The organism is Amphritea atlantica (assembly GCF_900111095.1).
Classification (GTDB): Bacteria; Pseudomonadota; Gammaproteobacteria; order Pseudomonadales; family Balneatricaceae; genus Amphritea; species Amphritea atlantica.
In genome coordinates this window covers 189,440-204,777 of record NZ_FOGB01000002.1, presented here as the reverse complement: position 1 = coordinate 204,777, position 15,338 = coordinate 189,440, and the positions used below count along the sequence as shown (strand labels likewise).

The window sequence follows — 15,338 nt, the reverse complement described above, 5'->3', positions numbered from 1 at the left end:
GCTATCTCTGCTTTCGATACTGCGCCGGACTGACGCCAAACTGCTCCCGAAACATATAGATAAAGGGCGAAGGTGAGCTATAACCAAGCTCCAGGGCGATTGCAGTGATACTCTGACCGGTATTAAGCAATTCTATCGCCTGCATCAGGCGTAGCTGCAAGCGCCACTGTTTCAGGGACATGCCGGTTTCCCGGCGAAAACGGCGATCCAGTGTTCGTAATGAAACCGCCAGCCCGGCGGCCAGTTGTTCCGATGTTTCACTACTGTCAGACTGCTCATAGAGCCGGTTACACAGGCTAATCAGATCTTCGCTGACCGGCCAGGGCAGATATCGGTCATTCCGTTCAAGACGCTCCAGGGTCCGCAACAGCAGCTGAACCAGATTATTTTCATAGCCTTGTATCGGATATTCCACCTCAAACCCTGCTGCGGTAAGTATCAGTTCACGGAACAGCGGTGTCACCTGCAACACAACAGCCGTTTCTGACGTCAGGCCCTGATAACCCGCGTCAAGATAGAGACTTTTCAACTCAGCGCCATACTCGGTGTAAACACGGTGCTGGCAGCCACGGGGGAGCCAGATCGCCTGCTCCGGGGGAATAAAATAGCGCTCGCCAATCAGGTCCACCACCAGCACCCCGGATACCGCATAGAGCAGTTGGTGCCAGTCATGCCTGTGCGGCGGAAAAAAGTGTCCGGCAGGCATCGTCTCCTGACGCACGTACAGCTCCCGGGGCAGGGATTGCATGGTTAAAAGACTCAGTTCGTGTGAAACATCCAACATTATCTTCCAGCTGTCCTATTTTATACATATTTTGTCATTTTATAGAAAGATAACAGAAACGGTATTCGCTAACCTGTTTTCTACTCACTTTACGACCTGACCACCTGAGAACTACCGATGTCCGATATCAGTAAATTTCGCATGTTACTCACCTGTGTTTTAGGTGTAGTTGCCACTATAGGCATCGCCCGTTTTGCCTATACCCCGATGATTCCGGAGATGGCCCGGGGGGTCGGTCTGAGCGAATCGGTGGCGGGCTATCTGGCGGCGGCCAACTATGCCGGTTATCTCAGCGGGGCTCTGCTGATCTCATTTATCCACAGCCTGGCACTGAAAGCCCGGCTGTATAAAATCGGCCTGCTCAGCGCAGTGCTGACCAGCATGGCGATGGCCCTGACAACGTCCGAACCGGTCTGGTATCTGCTGCGCTATCTGTCAGGTCTTAGCAGCTCAGCCGGGATGTTGCTGGGAGGCGGCTTACTGATGCACTGGTTGATGAAGCGCAATCACAAAGCAGAACTGGGTATCTTCTTTTCCGGGCTGGGTATCGGCATCGTGATCACGGCTATTCTCGCGGTTATCATTAAAGATATATTCACCTGGGAGCAACAGTGGCTGATCTATGGCGCCGTCACCCTGTTACTGATTCTGCCTGTCTGGCTGTGGTTACCGGACTTCAGTGCTGAGCAATCACTGCCTAAACACCATACCCGGCAGATCCCGATGCCCTCCTCTTTTATGCCGGTTCTGCAACTGGCCTATTTCTGTGCCGGTGCCGGTTATGTGATCTCAGCCACGTTTCTCATCACCATTGCTGAAAGTATTGATGCCCTGGCAGGACAGGGCTGGATGATCTGGCTGGTTGCCGGGTTAAGTTGCGCCCCGGCCAGCGCATTATGGGATAAAGTGATCAATATTACTGGCCAGTGGCAGGCCCTGTTTGCCGCTTACCTGCTCAATGCCCTGAGCATTCTCATTCTGTTACTCAGCCATCAACTGATTGCAGTGATCATCAGCGCCCTGATCTATGGCGCCAGTTTTATCGGCATCGTCGGTATGATGCTATCGATGGTCGGACGTCTGTTCCCGGATAATCCATCCAGGCCGATGAGCCGACTCACCTTCAGTTACGGTATTGCCCAGGTCATCGCCCCGGCGATTGTCGGTTTGATGGCCGAGTATTATGGCAATTTCAATAACGGCCTGATACTGACACTGATCATCATGCTCATCGGCTGCACCGCCCTGTTACTCGCGCAGCGAATAGAGCAGCGGGCGGAGCAATCAGCAGCGTTGCGTAACACTGTTTAGTTAAACCAACGTCGTTAGTTGTACTCGATGACTCATTTAAGTGACCGAATAATTTGACGCCAGCCGGTTTTATTCCCATGTTTAATCAAGTGGATGATAATCAAGGAGTCTGTTATGGCCACCGATGTCGAGATCGCGCTGCAGTTCACCCCCCGCCCCATCAGCGAGATCGCTGAGAAACTGGGGATTGAAGATCATTATCTGAACCATTATGGCCGGGATATCGCCAAGGTCGACCTGCGGGCACTCAGCCACAACGACCGCCAGCCCGGCAAACTGATTCTGGTGTCTGCCACCACCCCAACGCCCTCTGGAGAGGGTAAAACCACCACGACCATAGGCCTTGGACAAGCATTCTCACAGCTGAATGAATCGGTATGTCTGGCCCTGCGGGAACCCTCTCTGGGGCCTTGTCTGGGGATGAAAGGCGGTGCCACCGGTGGCGGTTATAGCCAGATCATGCCCGCCGACCGGATCAATCTGCACTTTACCGGTGATTTTCACGCCATCACCAGTGCCAACAACCTGGTTTCAGCCGCCATCGATAACCATATCTATCATGGCAATAAACTGAGTATCGATCCCCGGCAGATTGTCTGGCGGCGGGTGATGGATATGAACGACCGTAGCCTGCGTAAAATCGTTCTCGGTCTCGGGGGTAAGCTGCAGGGCATTCCCCGCGAAGGCGGCTTTGATATAACCGCTGCTTCCGAGGTGATGGCGATGCTCTGTCTGGCCGAAGATGCCGAAGACCTGCAACAGCGCCTGGATCGCACCCTGATCGGCTTTACCTACGATGGCGAACCGGTGTATGCCAGACAACTTGAGATCACCGGGGCGATGATGGCATTGCTGCGGGATGCTCTGCAACCGAATCTGGTACAAAGTTTTGAAGGCACCCCGGCCTTTGTGCACGGCGGCCCCTTTGCCAACATTGCCCACGGCTGCAACAGTGTTATCGCCACCCGGATGGCGATGCAATATGCCGACTGGGCGATTACAGAGGCGGGATTTGGTTTCGATCTGGGGGCGGAAAAGTTCTTCGACATTAAGTGCAGAATCGCCAATTTAGATCCGGATGCTGTGGTACTGGTGACAACGGTACGGGCGCTGAAGATGCATGGCGGTAAACAGAAAAACGCGCTGGAAAGCGAAGATCTCAGCGCCGTGAAGCTGGGCCTCGGTAATCTGGATAAGCATATTGAAAGTGTCGTGCTGTTTAACAAGCAACCGGTGGTGGCGCTCAACCGTTTTGCCACCGACACCGATGCCGAAGTCGCGATTATTCGTGATCGTTGTAACGAACTCGGGGTGGCATTCGCTGAAACCACCCATCATACCGATGGCGGCAAGGGCGCACTTGAGCTGGCCCAGGCGGTTATGGGGTCCGTGACACAGAACCAGCCGTTTAAACCCCTCTACGATCTGGATCTGACCGTGCTGGAGAAGGTGCGGGCGGTGTGTAAGCAGATGTATGGTGCCGATGATGTCGCCTTTACTAAAGAGGCAGCAAAAGATCTGCAACTGGTGGAACAGCTGCGCCTGACACACCTCCCCGTGTGTATCGCCAAAGCGCCCAGCTCGCTGTCAGATGACCCGCTGTTACATGGCCGGCCCAGAGACTTTGAAGTCACCGTGCGGGCGATTCAGATTAACTCCGGTGCCGGGTTTCTGGTGATTCTGACCGGTGACATTCTGCGCATGCCGGGGCTACCGAAACAACCGGCCGCCAATAAGATGCGCTTACTTAAAAGTGGCGTGATTGAGGGACTGGAATAACGCAGCACACCGGACTAATCATTTCAGCAACACACGCTGAAATACAGTAATATGCCTGCTTTACTATAACCAGGTAACAACAGAGCCTGTTTCCGTCTCGCCTATTCCGGATTCTTCAGATGATACGTGTTTCTAATATTAAACTGCCGCTTGATCATAACGAGCAGGCGCTCACCGATGCCATTTTAACGACACTTGGCATCACCGCTGAGCAGTTAACAGCGGTTGAGATACGCCGGCGCGGCTATGATGCCCGCAAAAAGAACACTATCTTCCTGATCTACACCCTCGATGTCGACACCACCGATAACGATGCGCTACTGGAAAAACATGCGGGTAATCAGTCGATTCGTCCGACCCCGGATATGGCGTACAAGTTTGTTGCTCAGGCTCCGGCCGATCTGCAGGAACGCCCGCTGGTAATCGGCTTTGGCCCCTGCGGTATCCTCGCCGGTCTGGTACTGGCGCAGATGGGGTATAAGCCGCTGATCATCGAACGGGGTAAAGAGGTGCGTCAGCGCACTAAAGATACCTTTGGCTTCTGGCGGCAGAAAAAGCTCAACACCGAATCCAATGTTCAGTTTGGTGAGGGCGGCGCCGGGACCTTCTCCGACGGTAAGCTCTCCACGCAGATCAAAGACCCTAACCATTACGGCCGTAAAGTGCTGACCGAGTTTGTCGAAGCCGGTGCGCCGGAAGAGATCATGTATGTCAGCAAGCCCCATATCGGCACCTTCCGACTGGTGTCGATGGTGGAAAAGATGCGCGCTAAGATTATCGAACTGGGTGGCGAGATCCGTTTCAGCGCCCGGGTTGACGACCTGCTGATCGAAGCCGGCCAGGTCACCGGTATTACTCTGGCCAGCGGCGAAACGATCCGCTCAAAACATATCGCCCTGGCGATCGGTCACAGCGCCCGGGATACCTTCCAGATGCTCTATGACAAAGGGGTTTATATGGAAGCTAAACCGTTCTCGGTGGGCTTTCGGATTGAACACGAACAATCCCTGATCGATAACGCCCGTTTTGGTAAAAATGCCGGTCATCCGATTCTCGGCGCCGCTGATTATAAGCTGGTGCACCACTGTAAAAGTGGCCGCTCCGTATATAGTTTCTGTATGTGTCCGGGAGGTACCGTGGTGGCCGCCTCTTCCGAAGAGGGCCGGGTAGTGACCAACGGCATGAGCCAGTACTCCCGTCAGGAGCGCAACGCCAACAGCGCCATCGTCGTCGGTATTGATCCCTCAGACTATCCCGGCCACCCGTTAGCCGGGGTGGATTTTCAGCGCCAGCTGGAGAGCAACGCCTACCTGATGGGGGGTGAAAACTACGATGCGCCGGCACAGAAAGTCGGCGATTTCCTGAAAGGCTCAGCCTCAGAGGAACTTGGCAGTGTGCACCCTTCATTCAAGCCGGGTATTAAGTTAACCGACCTGTCCAAAGCCCTGCCGGACTTCTGTATCGAAGCGATTCGTGAAGCGATCCCCGAGTTTAATAAGAAGATCAAAGGCTTTGCTAAGGATGATGCGCTACTGACCGGTGTCGAAACCCGCACCTCCTCGCCGGTTTCAATCAAGCGCGGCTATGATATGCAGAGCATCAACACCCGCGGACTCTATCCTGCAGGGGAAGGCGCCGGTTACGCTGGCGGGATTATGTCCGCGGCGATCGATGGTATCAAAATAGCGGAAGCGATCGCCATGAGCATCAATGAGCAACACAGCTAAGTCATAGGCCAACAATGAATCAGAGCCGGGGCTTAACCCGGCCGCCGTCCCTCAGCTCTGCTGGCGGATAGAGCACCACCTGATCGCCCGCTGCCAGCCCCCCAGACAGTTCAGCACTGATGCCATTGTTATGCCCAACCTCAATGGTCTGCAGCAGCGCTTTACCGGATTCAACCCGATACACCGCCCATTGACTGCCACTGCGAATCAACGCACTGGAAGGCACGATCAGTGCATCCGCATCTTCCCAGACGACGATCCGCGCCTCCACTCTGAAACCATGCCCGAGACTGGCCCGCTGGGATTTGTCACTGATAAAACGGATGGTGGTTTTCACCCGCTGCTCTTCGACTCCCAGGGCGGAGTATTTGGTAAAGCCCCAGGGTTCCACTTTCTCGACGCGTCCCTCGAGTGCCTGTGGTCCGCCCCAGTTTTCGATCATTACCCGGTAGCCGGGTTTGACCCTGACGGCATCGCTGGAGAGCAGTTCAACCTCCACCTCCAGCTCCTCATTGATATCGCCGATTTCGAGAATCGCCTGACCTGCTGGCAGCGTGGTTTCGCTCTCCTGCAAGACCCGCAAAATACTACCGGAATGGGGTGCGACGATATTGATTACCCCGGACTGCGCATCGCGGTTATCTCTCTGTCCCGGCACAAAGGTGATCAGTTGTGCGCGGGCACTGGCCAGATCCGCCTGACGCATTGAGATGGAAGCCTTCGCCATATCCAGCTGAGCACTGGCCGAACGCCACATCTGTTTAGCATTATCCAGCGCAGCGTTACTGACCGCGCCCCGCTGCTGCAACTCGGTGATCCGCTTCAGTTCAGTATCGGCCAGCTCAGTATCGGCCAGCGCTTTATTCAGTTCAGCCTGCGCCAGTCGCACAGCGGCTTCGGCAGAGACCACCGCAGCACGGGCCTGCTCCCGACTGCGACTATCCAGCGCCACCGGGTTAGCGGGCAGCATACGGGCAATAACGGTTTTATCCTGGATGACCCGGTCGCCCGGCTCCACCTCGATACGCAGCAACCGACCGGTCACAGGCGTCGAAACCACATAGGCATCACGCACCCGGGTTTTGCCTTCATCGTCAATGGTTTCCAGCATGGCCCCGCGCTGTACTGTGCCGATATCCACCAGCAACGGCCGGGGCATAAACGCCCACACCAATAGCAACAGCACCACCACAACGCTTCCCAGCAACACCCAGTGACCCGACCGCTTTGCCCCCATAAACCCGTTACTCCCTTACTTTTAATGCCGAAACCAGATCGATCCGGTCGATATCCCGCTTCACCAGCCAGCCAGACAGCAGGGCCGCAATGATCACCGCCAGCGCCGCGATGCCATAGCTCTGGGGCACAAAGACCGCAGAAACCCGGTAGAGATCGGTACTGAAGCCCTCGGATATGGCAAACACCAGAAAATAGCCCAGCAGCCCACCAAGCGGCAGCGCCAGCAGGGTAATAATACCCAGCTCCGCCAGCAGAACAAACGCTGCTTCCCTCCGGGTAAAGCCGATCACCCGGAGACTGGCCAGATCCCGTGCCCGTTCGGCAAAGGCGATGCGGGCACTGTTATAGACTATCCCAAAAGTGATCACAGCGGCTATCGCCGCCATCAGATAGCGCACCGCGCCAGCACTACTATCGATCAGCCGCTGAAACGCCTCGCGGGCATCCTGTTTCAGGCTGACCCCGGCAATCCCCGGCAACGCCTTAATGCGACGGTAGATGGCATCCTGCCTGGCGCTGTCGATACGCAGATAAGCACCGGAGACCCGGCGGGGCTCAGCCAGCACCCGGTTGAGGCTATCCAGCGCCATATAGGCGGGTGAACCGATCAGCGTATCCGCCACTCCGGTCACCGGTATCTGCAACTGAGGCTGACGCCCCTCCCGTACATCAATATCGAGAACATCGCCCGTTTTTACTCTGAGGATATCCGCCAGGGCGCTGCCCAGCACCACGCCCCGGGTTCGCATCGGAATCGCCTGCTGGCGGTTATCCAGGGCGCGATTAAGTCGGGCGTTAACCGGCAGCCCGGTGATCGCACCACGATAGCTGTGCTGGCCATTGCTAAACTTCACCGCCACGGTGCGCTGCGCCTCGACTTCGATAACCCCGTCAATACTCTGCAACTCAAACACGACGTTGTCAGATAACGGTTCAATAAAGCTCACCGACAGATCACTGCGGTCGATCAGATTAAAGCTAAGCGCCAGGGTCTGATCAAACGCGCTCATCACATTCAGCATCGCCACCGCCAGAGACATCCCTGCAGCGATACCGATAACGCCGCCTGCGGCCCTCCCGGGTTGACGCAGCAGCCGCCGGGCAACCATCCGGCCGGGCTGATCCAGCCAGCGTTTCATAAAGGCGGCCAGCGCCAGCGAACGGCTGTAATCAGCCGGTGTGGGTGGTTGCATCGCCACCGCAGGGCTGAGCCGAAACACCGACCTGAGCACCAGCATCCCTCCGGCGGCTGCCGCCAGAATACTCACCAGAATACCGATCACAAAGGTCATTGGATCGACCTGAAACAGCAGAAATGGAAATTTGTAATAGTGCTGATACACCTGTGCCAGACTACGCCCCGACATCACCCCCAGAAAACAGCCCAGCAGTGCGCCGCTGACGGCGATCACAATAACAAACTTAAGGTAGTGCAGGGAGATCTCAATATCCCGGTAGCCGAAGGCTTTCAGCAGACCGATCTGGCTGCGCTCTGCGCGGATCATCCGGGAGATAACGATATTGAGAAGAAAGGCCGCCACCGCCAGAAATATCGGTGGCACGGTACGACTGGACACCCTCAGACCGCTGATCTCCTCCTCGATAAAACGGTTAGAGACATGATCCGCCAGGCCATACGCCCCCCGCCCGCCGTAAGGCTGCAGTAGCACATCGACCCGATCGAGAATCGCTGGCAGAGAGCTGTTTTTCGTGGTTCCCAGCAGCAACTGATTAAAGGCCCCCTGCATATCGTAAACCGCTGCCAGGGCTGACTGACTCATCCAGATCACCGCAAAGCGGGCATCATCCGGGACAAATTCACCGGGCGCAGCGGAATAGAGAAACTCAGGGGCCTGTGCCAGACCGACAATACGGAAGGTGCGGCGGGCTCCGTGCATGGTGGCCGACAGCGGGTCTCCGGGGCTCAGGCTATGGGCTTTAGCGAAATCCTGTAGCAGGATAATTTCATCTTTATGGCTGGGGTCCGGACGCCGTCCGGCGGTGAGATAGATATCATTCAGCCGCGCGTCGCCCTGATCCGGCAGCGATACCGCCTGAGCACTCAGCGGTAACCGCTGACCGGGCAGGTTGATCAGTGCACTACCGGTTACCCGGCCCACCGCCACCGAAACGCCCTCAATCTCAGCAACCCGGGATAACAATGATTGCGGCGCCCTCTGTAGCGGCGCAAACACCTGCGCCAGGCGGTGCCGTTCATAATAGGCGGTGCGGGTATCCTCCAGTGAGCGGACCAGGCCGTTCATCATCACCAGCATCAATACCCCCAGCGCAATCACCAGGGCTATCGCGACAGCCTGACCTTTCATCCGCCATAAATCCCGCAGCAGTTTACGATCAAGCGGCGACAGGTCTGCCAATCCAGCCATCAGGCAACCCTCACCAGACCAGGTCCTGCGCCAGCGACTTTTCACTGTTCATCACCACCTCTCTGATCTGGCCATCAGCAAAGTGAATCACCCGGTCCGCCATACCTGCAATCGTCGCCGCATGGGTGATAATCACCACCGTCGCGCCCAGACGCTGGTTTATCTGCTGCAGCACCTCCATCACCTGTCGGCCACTGGTACTGTCCAGCGCACCGGTGGGCTCATCACAGAACAATACCCGGGGTTGTTTCGCCACCGCCCGGGCGATGGCGACCCGCTGCTGTTCGCCGCCGGACAACTGGGCCGGAAAATGATCGGCCCGCTCACTCAGCCCAACCAGCGCCAGCGCCTGTTCCGCGGTCAGCGGGTTATCGGCGATCTCGGTCACCAGCTCAACATTTTCCCGCGCTGTCAGACTGGGCATCAGATTATAAAACTGAAATACAAAGCCGATATGATCCCGGCGATAGAGAGTCAGAGCGCCATCATCCATCTGCCTGAGGTTCTGCCCGAAGAAGTACACCTCGCCGTCGGTCGGCTGATCCAGTCCCCCCAGAATATTCAGGAGTGTTGATTTACCGCTGCCGGAAGCGCCAAGCAACACCACCAGTTCCCCCTGGGGAATCTGCAGATCAACTCCCCTTAAGGCATGCACGGCAACTGAGCCTTCACCGTACACCCTGGTCAGGCCGGTAGTGGCAAATGCGATTTCGCTGTTGTTTCTATCCATCGTTGCAACATCTGCGTTAATAACCATTAACTATAAGAGTACAAAGGGAATAGCGGTTATGCACTGAAAAGCGATGATCTCAGACATTTTTCTGACGGATACAAAAAAGCCGGACCGCTGCGAGCAGGTCCGGCGTTGAAATCCGGTGTGCGCGTCAGACTAACCGGTCTGACGCAGGGGTTTCAGGCTGAGCCTGATCAAAGAAGCCTTCGGTGTGGATATTATCACCCTGCGCTCCGCAGGCGGTTACCGCTGCGATGCAGTTATCCACAAACTCGGGACTGCCGGCGATATAGATCGCATGTTTCGACAGATCGGGATAGAGATCAGCGATGATATCCGGGATACGACCACTCTGAACGCCCTCTTTCACCTCCCGCGTGAGGGTGGGGATGAACTTAAAGCGGCGATGACGGGCATTCCACAACGACATCAGGCCACGGCAGTAGATCTCCGCTTCGGTTCGCGCCGAAAACATCAGATGTACCGGTTGCTTAAAACCACGACGCAGGGCGGCATCGGCCAGACTCAGAATCGGCGCCAGGCCGGTTCCTGCAGCCAGACAGAGCACCGGACCATCGGTTCCCGGATCACCGATAAAGGTGCCGTAAGGCCCTGAAATATTTACCATTGAGCCCGGATGAATATCATCATGAACCCAGTTACTGGTTTTACCCTCAGGCACGCGGGTAATCTGTAAAACGATTTCACCATCCGGTCTGGGGGCATTGGCAATCGAATAGGAGCGCGGCGTCACACTTCGGGCGGTATCGGTCAGGCTGACATACTGACCCGGCCAGAAGCGCAGTGGATCGCCTACCGGACGCAGCCGGATCTCGGCGATCCGATCGGTCCTTTCGATGCGGTCCACCACCACGCAACGCACATTCTCCCGCGGTGGAAAAAGTTTTGGCATCGCATCATCGGTACCCCAGTCAATCTCCAGAGTATCACTGAGCGGTTTACACATGCACATCAGACCGTAGCCCTCGGCTCGTTCCGCCTGTGACAGCGCCATATCCATCACCATTCCCTGATCGAACTCTCCTTCGAGCACCTTAACCTTACACTCGCCACAGGCGCCTGCACGGCAGTTATTCGGCAGGGCGTAGCCGGCATTTTCGAGGGATTCCAATACCGTTTCACCGGGCTTCGCCTCTACCTCTTTACCCGATGGGGATAAACGAATCGACGTCATACTCACCTCCGGATCGGGGATATCCCAATCCTGTAACAGCAACATTAAATGGTCAGTCATGCAGATAACCGCCGCTCAACAGAGCGGCGGTTGGTGAAGACTATAAGCGGAAGAGGAATCAGAAGATCGGAATAATATCCGCAGAATCCAGGTCCGCCTGAGTCACCTCTTCACCGGTAATATCCACTTCAGGAATTGCCGGGAACGGCGTGTCATACTTATCCAGAACCGTTTTCAGGTTAAGCATGGCGGTACGCCAGTTATCCTTCTTCGCCTCGTAAGAGGGCACACCAAAGCCCGCTTCACGGGCGATCGCTTCCGCTTCCCGCTGATTGGCGATAAAGTCCTCCGGCAGATCCCAGAACTCAGCAGGCGGTTCAAACAACACCGCAGACAGGAACAGGTAGCCCGCACGAATCTGTTTGGTGATAACGCTCTTCTCTTCTGCAGACAGTTTTGGATAGTCACGTTCCATCAGTGACAAACAGATCGCCATATGGCGTCCTTCATCACGGCCAATGTTTTTAAACGCTTCCTGGAACACCATCTCTTCACAGCTTTCAGACATCTGTTTAAAGATAGTGGCTGCCGCAATCTCCCCCATCAGGAAGGAGCTGAACAGAACCGCCAGACTGTATTTAGGCACCGCTTTTTTATATCCGCCCCAGTAACGGCCGCCGTTATAGTACAACCAGGCAGCATTGCGCTTCAGACGGCGACCCAGATCGGTTTTTGGTTCATATTCCAGCGGGCTGTTAGCTTCCAGCAACTTCGTAATCGCCATACCACACATCTGCTCGTGATTCTGTTCATCACGGGTAACCGAGAAAAAGCAGCGACGAATGGCATCTTCTTCATGATCTTCATAGGTTTTGATAAACGCTTCAGCAAAAACAGGGGGTGCCGAGGCATCAAATACCGATAGCAGCGTCCACCAATAGGCGATCGCTTCACGCTCCTCCCAGGAGTAGCTGGAGACATCGAAAGTATCCCAGGGCAGATCCTTTGGATTCCACGCTTCGCGCAGCGATGCATCCCAGATCTCCTCAGCCTTTGAGGTCTTGGTTTCCCAGCTCAGTGGATAGATATTTGGCTGGGGAGTTTCGGGTGGAAATTCCATGGTATTGGCAATTTTATCGTGCATAGCAAAAACCTCAGAGATGGTTGTTTTTGTTTTAAGAACGACGCAACAATACCACTTATGATACATAAATAAATACATGATATTTTATTATGTATCTCTTTTTAAAATACACCCAGCCCAACAAAATCATTTAAATAGTTGAAATATATAGATATACAACCACTTAAACCAATAAAAACCCTTCCTAAATAGTGATACTTGAATTATACATTTATTTAATTTTATTGACTCATATCAATACTTTTTAATCCTCCTATCCCCCTCCCGTACAATAGCAAAGCGATCAGATACGCCTAATTAGCCATTGAAATATGGTTTCAAAAATAATATTGGTATGGGGATTAGTAGCGATACGCTTCCCCACTGAACGGTTTTCTGTATCATGGTGAGCGCGTATCACGGCCAGAGAAAGGGAGCTCCACTAAAGCCCGCTACGCTAAAATAATAATATTGCCACCGATCGAAAGCTGGCTCCCTGTTCCGGAAAAGTGCATGTCGAAAAACAGTGTTATCCCACTGCTTATTTATTCAGTCTTCTTTACCTCCGCATACGCGCGTGCTGACCAACAGGGCTTCAGTGACCTGTCCCTGAAAGAGCTGGTGGCGATGGACGTGTTTACCGCAGCGTCGCTTGTGCCTACACAGGTGAATAAAGCCCCAGGCACGGTCTACACCTTCAACCGCGATGATTTTAAGCGCTATGGCGTGAGACGACTGGAGGATCTGTTACAGTTTGTGCCAGGCCTGCAGCTTAATCAGTACCGCAAACGGCATCGCGCCATATGGGCCCGGGGCGTTCTGGACCGCTATAACGACAAAATGATACTGATGGTTGACGGGGTACGGGTGCGCCAGCTCTATTACAACCACTTCAGCCTCGGAGATAACCTGCCGCTGGAATATCTTGAAACTGTTGAAGTCATTCTCGGCCCGGCATCCAGTCTCTACGGCGCCAACGCCTTTGCGGGCATCATATCGGTGACCACCCGCAACTTCAGCGACACCGAACAACTGGAGATGGGCCTTGAAGCGGGCAGCAACCAGCGAGCCAAAGGCACCGCCCTCTACAACAGCGGCAAGCTTCAGTTGTTTGCCAGCCACCTTGATCAGGACGCCCCCTTCCGTTCTGAGCGGAAGAGTTTTATCGGCGGAGAGTCATTACAGCCGCGGGATGAGGACTACAGCAATATCCATATTAAAGCGCAGCCGCTGCCACGACTGACACTGCAACTGGATTACAATCGCAGTGAAACCCCTTTTCTCTTCATCCCTTCCACTCAGGATGCCTATATCGACAGCGATTTTCTCAATCTGTCGGCGCACTATGAGACAGGCTCTATCGAAGAGGGACAGCTGGAAACCACGTTCTATTATCAGAAAGATAATACCCGGGAATATGAGCTGGAGCAGACCACTCAGTCGCCAGGCTATGAGGAATACCAGAACGGCATTATGGCAGGCGCCTCGTTAACCCTGCTAAAACAGTTTCAGCTGCACACTCTGGCAGGCGGTATCAGCTGGAACTATGAGCAAGCGCAACGGAGTGACTATCGCCGTAGTTACCACTTTTCCAGCGGTTTTCTGAGCCCGCCTGAAACCGGAAACCTGCTCTCCGAACCCGGTATAACCAACAATGACTATGTGGCATTTGCTCAGGACATCTGGCAGATTCACCCGGATCTGAGCCTTACCATTGGTGGACGGTTTGACTACTTTGAACAGTTTGGCGGTTACTTTAATCATCGCGAAGCACTGGTATACACACCCGACACTCAGCAAACCTGGAAACTGCAACATGGCACCGCCATTCGCACCCCGGGATTCAGGGAGTATCTGAAAGTGCTTGAGGGCACCAGTTTTCAGCCTCCTCAGGTTGATGCCGAGCGGATAACGATGTCTGAGCTGGGGTATCTTTACCAGTGGGATGAGGCCAGCATGAATATCAATCTGTTCAACAGTCAGATTGATGATTTTATTCAGGAAACGCCTACCCCCGATGATGCTGATGAGTATTTCACCAATAGCAACACGGTCTATCGAATGCGCGGTGCTGAGCTGTTATTAACCCTGCGGCCAATGCGAAAACTGAACACCCGGGTGGGGATCAGTTATCTTGAAACCGAATCCGATGGCGAATCACTGCCCTACCTGGCAGCCTGGACCGGTAGCCTGCAAACCGATTACCAGATCAGTAATGACCATCTGCTGGGAGCCAGCCTGATCTATAGCAGTCGCCGAACCGATACCAACAGCTTTGATGATGGCGCTGATTCATTTGCCACCGTCAACCTGTTTGGCTCAGGAAAACTGACTCAGGCGCTGAATTATTCATTTGGTATCGATAACCTGTTTGATAAGCGGGTGATGGACCCTGCCGCAGACTTCGGCAAGCAGTACAACAATGAGCGCAGTGAGAGGGAGCTCTGGTTGCGGCTAGAATGGAATCATGATCTGTTATGATTAACGCCGTAATCCTGACATTATCCAGCGTCTCTCAGCGTCTGCCGGTGTTACTGTTGCTGCTCGCCTGCCTCTCGCCACTCCACCTCCAGGCGGAGCCCCATGACAGCAAGCTGCGGCAGGTTAAAACCGCTATTCTGTTCAATATCGCCAAATTTGTCCGCTGGCCAGACAATGCTATCGCGAATAACCCGGATCACATGACCATCTGCTATTACCGTGAAAACTCGCTGAGACCAGCCGTGCAAACCATCACAGGGAAAACCGTACAACAGAGAACAGTCAATGATAAACTGATAGACTCATTATCCGAAGCTGACCACTGTGCCATGCTATTTATCCCATTCAGCCAGATCAGGCGCTTCGCTGAAGATCAGGCTCACCATGGCCCCTTGCCGGTTCTGACCGTGGCGGATCTGACAGAAAGCGACTCCAGCGTGACATCAGACTCCCGGGCAGCTATCAACCTGATCCGGCAGGGCACGCGCATAGGGCTGGATATCTACCTTCCCGAAGTTAACCGCAGCGGACTGACCATCAGTTCTGAACTGCTCAAACTGGCCCGGATCAGGAGGTGAA

11 protein-coding genes are annotated in these 15,338 nt (G+C 54.6%); 5 read left to right on the top strand and 6 right to left on the bottom strand.

Annotated elements, in window-relative coordinates:
* Position 1: 1 nt before the first annotated feature.
* Entirely contained in the window at positions 2–784 is a 783-nt protein-coding gene (locus BMY09_RS04170) for an AraC family transcriptional regulator (protein WP_245756497.1), read from the bottom strand.
* Between the two features lie 117 nt (positions 785–901).
* On the opposite strand from BMY09_RS04170, the gene BMY09_RS04165 reads away from it, so the two are divergent.
* The 3 genes from BMY09_RS04165 to BMY09_RS04155 all read left to right on the top strand — a co-directional run bounded on the left by BMY09_RS04165 (position 902) and on the right by BMY09_RS04155 (position 5,601).
* Positions 902–2,095 (top strand): YbfB/YjiJ family MFS transporter, encoded by a 1,194-nt coding sequence (locus tag BMY09_RS04165; RefSeq protein ID WP_091354417.1) that lies wholly within the window; start codon positions 902–904, stop codon positions 2,093–2,095.
* A 114-nt stretch (positions 2,096–2,209) separates the two neighbouring features.
* Positions 2,210–3,874: a formate--tetrahydrofolate ligase gene (locus BMY09_RS04160; protein WP_091354414.1), complete on the top strand. Its 1,665-nt coding sequence runs from the start codon at positions 2,210–2,212 to the stop codon at positions 3,872–3,874.
* Positions 3,875–3,993: 119 nt separating this feature from the next.
* Positions 3,994–5,601 carry an NAD(P)/FAD-dependent oxidoreductase gene (locus tag BMY09_RS04155; protein WP_091354412.1) on the top strand — a complete coding sequence of 536 codons (1,608 nt, stop codon included), beginning with the start codon at positions 3,994–3,996 and terminating at the stop codon, positions 5,599–5,601.
* Positions 5,602–5,620: 19 nt separating this feature from the next.
* Here BMY09_RS04155 and BMY09_RS04150 read toward each other — a convergent pair whose 3' ends face one another.
* The 5 genes from BMY09_RS04150 to BMY09_RS04130 all read right to left on the bottom strand — a co-directional run bounded on the left by BMY09_RS04150 (position 5,621) and on the right by BMY09_RS04130 (position 12,299).
* Positions 5,621–6,838, bottom strand: a complete 1,218-nt coding sequence (locus tag BMY09_RS04150) for an efflux RND transporter periplasmic adaptor subunit (RefSeq protein ID WP_091354410.1) — start codon at positions 6,836–6,838, stop codon at positions 5,621–5,623.
* 7 nt (positions 6,839–6,845) lie between these two features.
* The gene (locus BMY09_RS04145) at positions 6,846–9,227 is read right to left on the bottom strand and encodes an ABC transporter permease (protein WP_175483437.1); all 2,382 of its coding nucleotides are present in this window, start codon (positions 9,225–9,227) and stop codon (positions 6,846–6,848) included.
* A gap of 10 nt (positions 9,228–9,237) precedes the next feature.
* Entirely contained in the window at positions 9,238–9,957 is a 720-nt protein-coding gene (locus tag BMY09_RS04140) for an ABC transporter ATP-binding protein (protein ID WP_245756496.1), read from the bottom strand.
* A gap of 154 nt (positions 9,958–10,111) precedes the next feature.
* Positions 10,112–11,215, bottom strand: a complete 1,104-nt coding sequence (locus BMY09_RS04135; RefSeq protein ID WP_245756495.1) for a 2Fe-2S iron-sulfur cluster-binding protein — start codon at positions 11,213–11,215, stop codon at positions 10,112–10,114.
* A gap of 58 nt (positions 11,216–11,273) precedes the next feature.
* Complete coding sequence (locus tag BMY09_RS04130; protein ID WP_091354406.1) at positions 11,274–12,299, bottom strand: diiron oxygenase; 1,026 nt, start codon at positions 12,297–12,299, stop codon at positions 11,274–11,276.
* 492 nt (positions 12,300–12,791) lie between these two features.
* On the opposite strand from BMY09_RS04130, the gene BMY09_RS04125 reads away from it, so the two are divergent.
* Positions 12,792–14,759: a TonB-dependent receptor plug domain-containing protein gene (locus tag BMY09_RS04125; protein ID WP_091354404.1), complete on the top strand. Its 1,968-nt coding sequence runs from the start codon at positions 12,792–12,794 to the stop codon at positions 14,757–14,759.
* Complete coding sequence (locus tag BMY09_RS04120; RefSeq protein ID WP_091354401.1) at positions 14,756–15,337, top strand: YfiR family protein; 582 nt, start codon at positions 14,756–14,758, stop codon at positions 15,335–15,337. Before BMY09_RS04125 ends, BMY09_RS04120 begins: the two co-directional genes overlap by 4 nt.
* The last annotated feature ends 1 nt before the right edge of the window (position 15,338 follow it).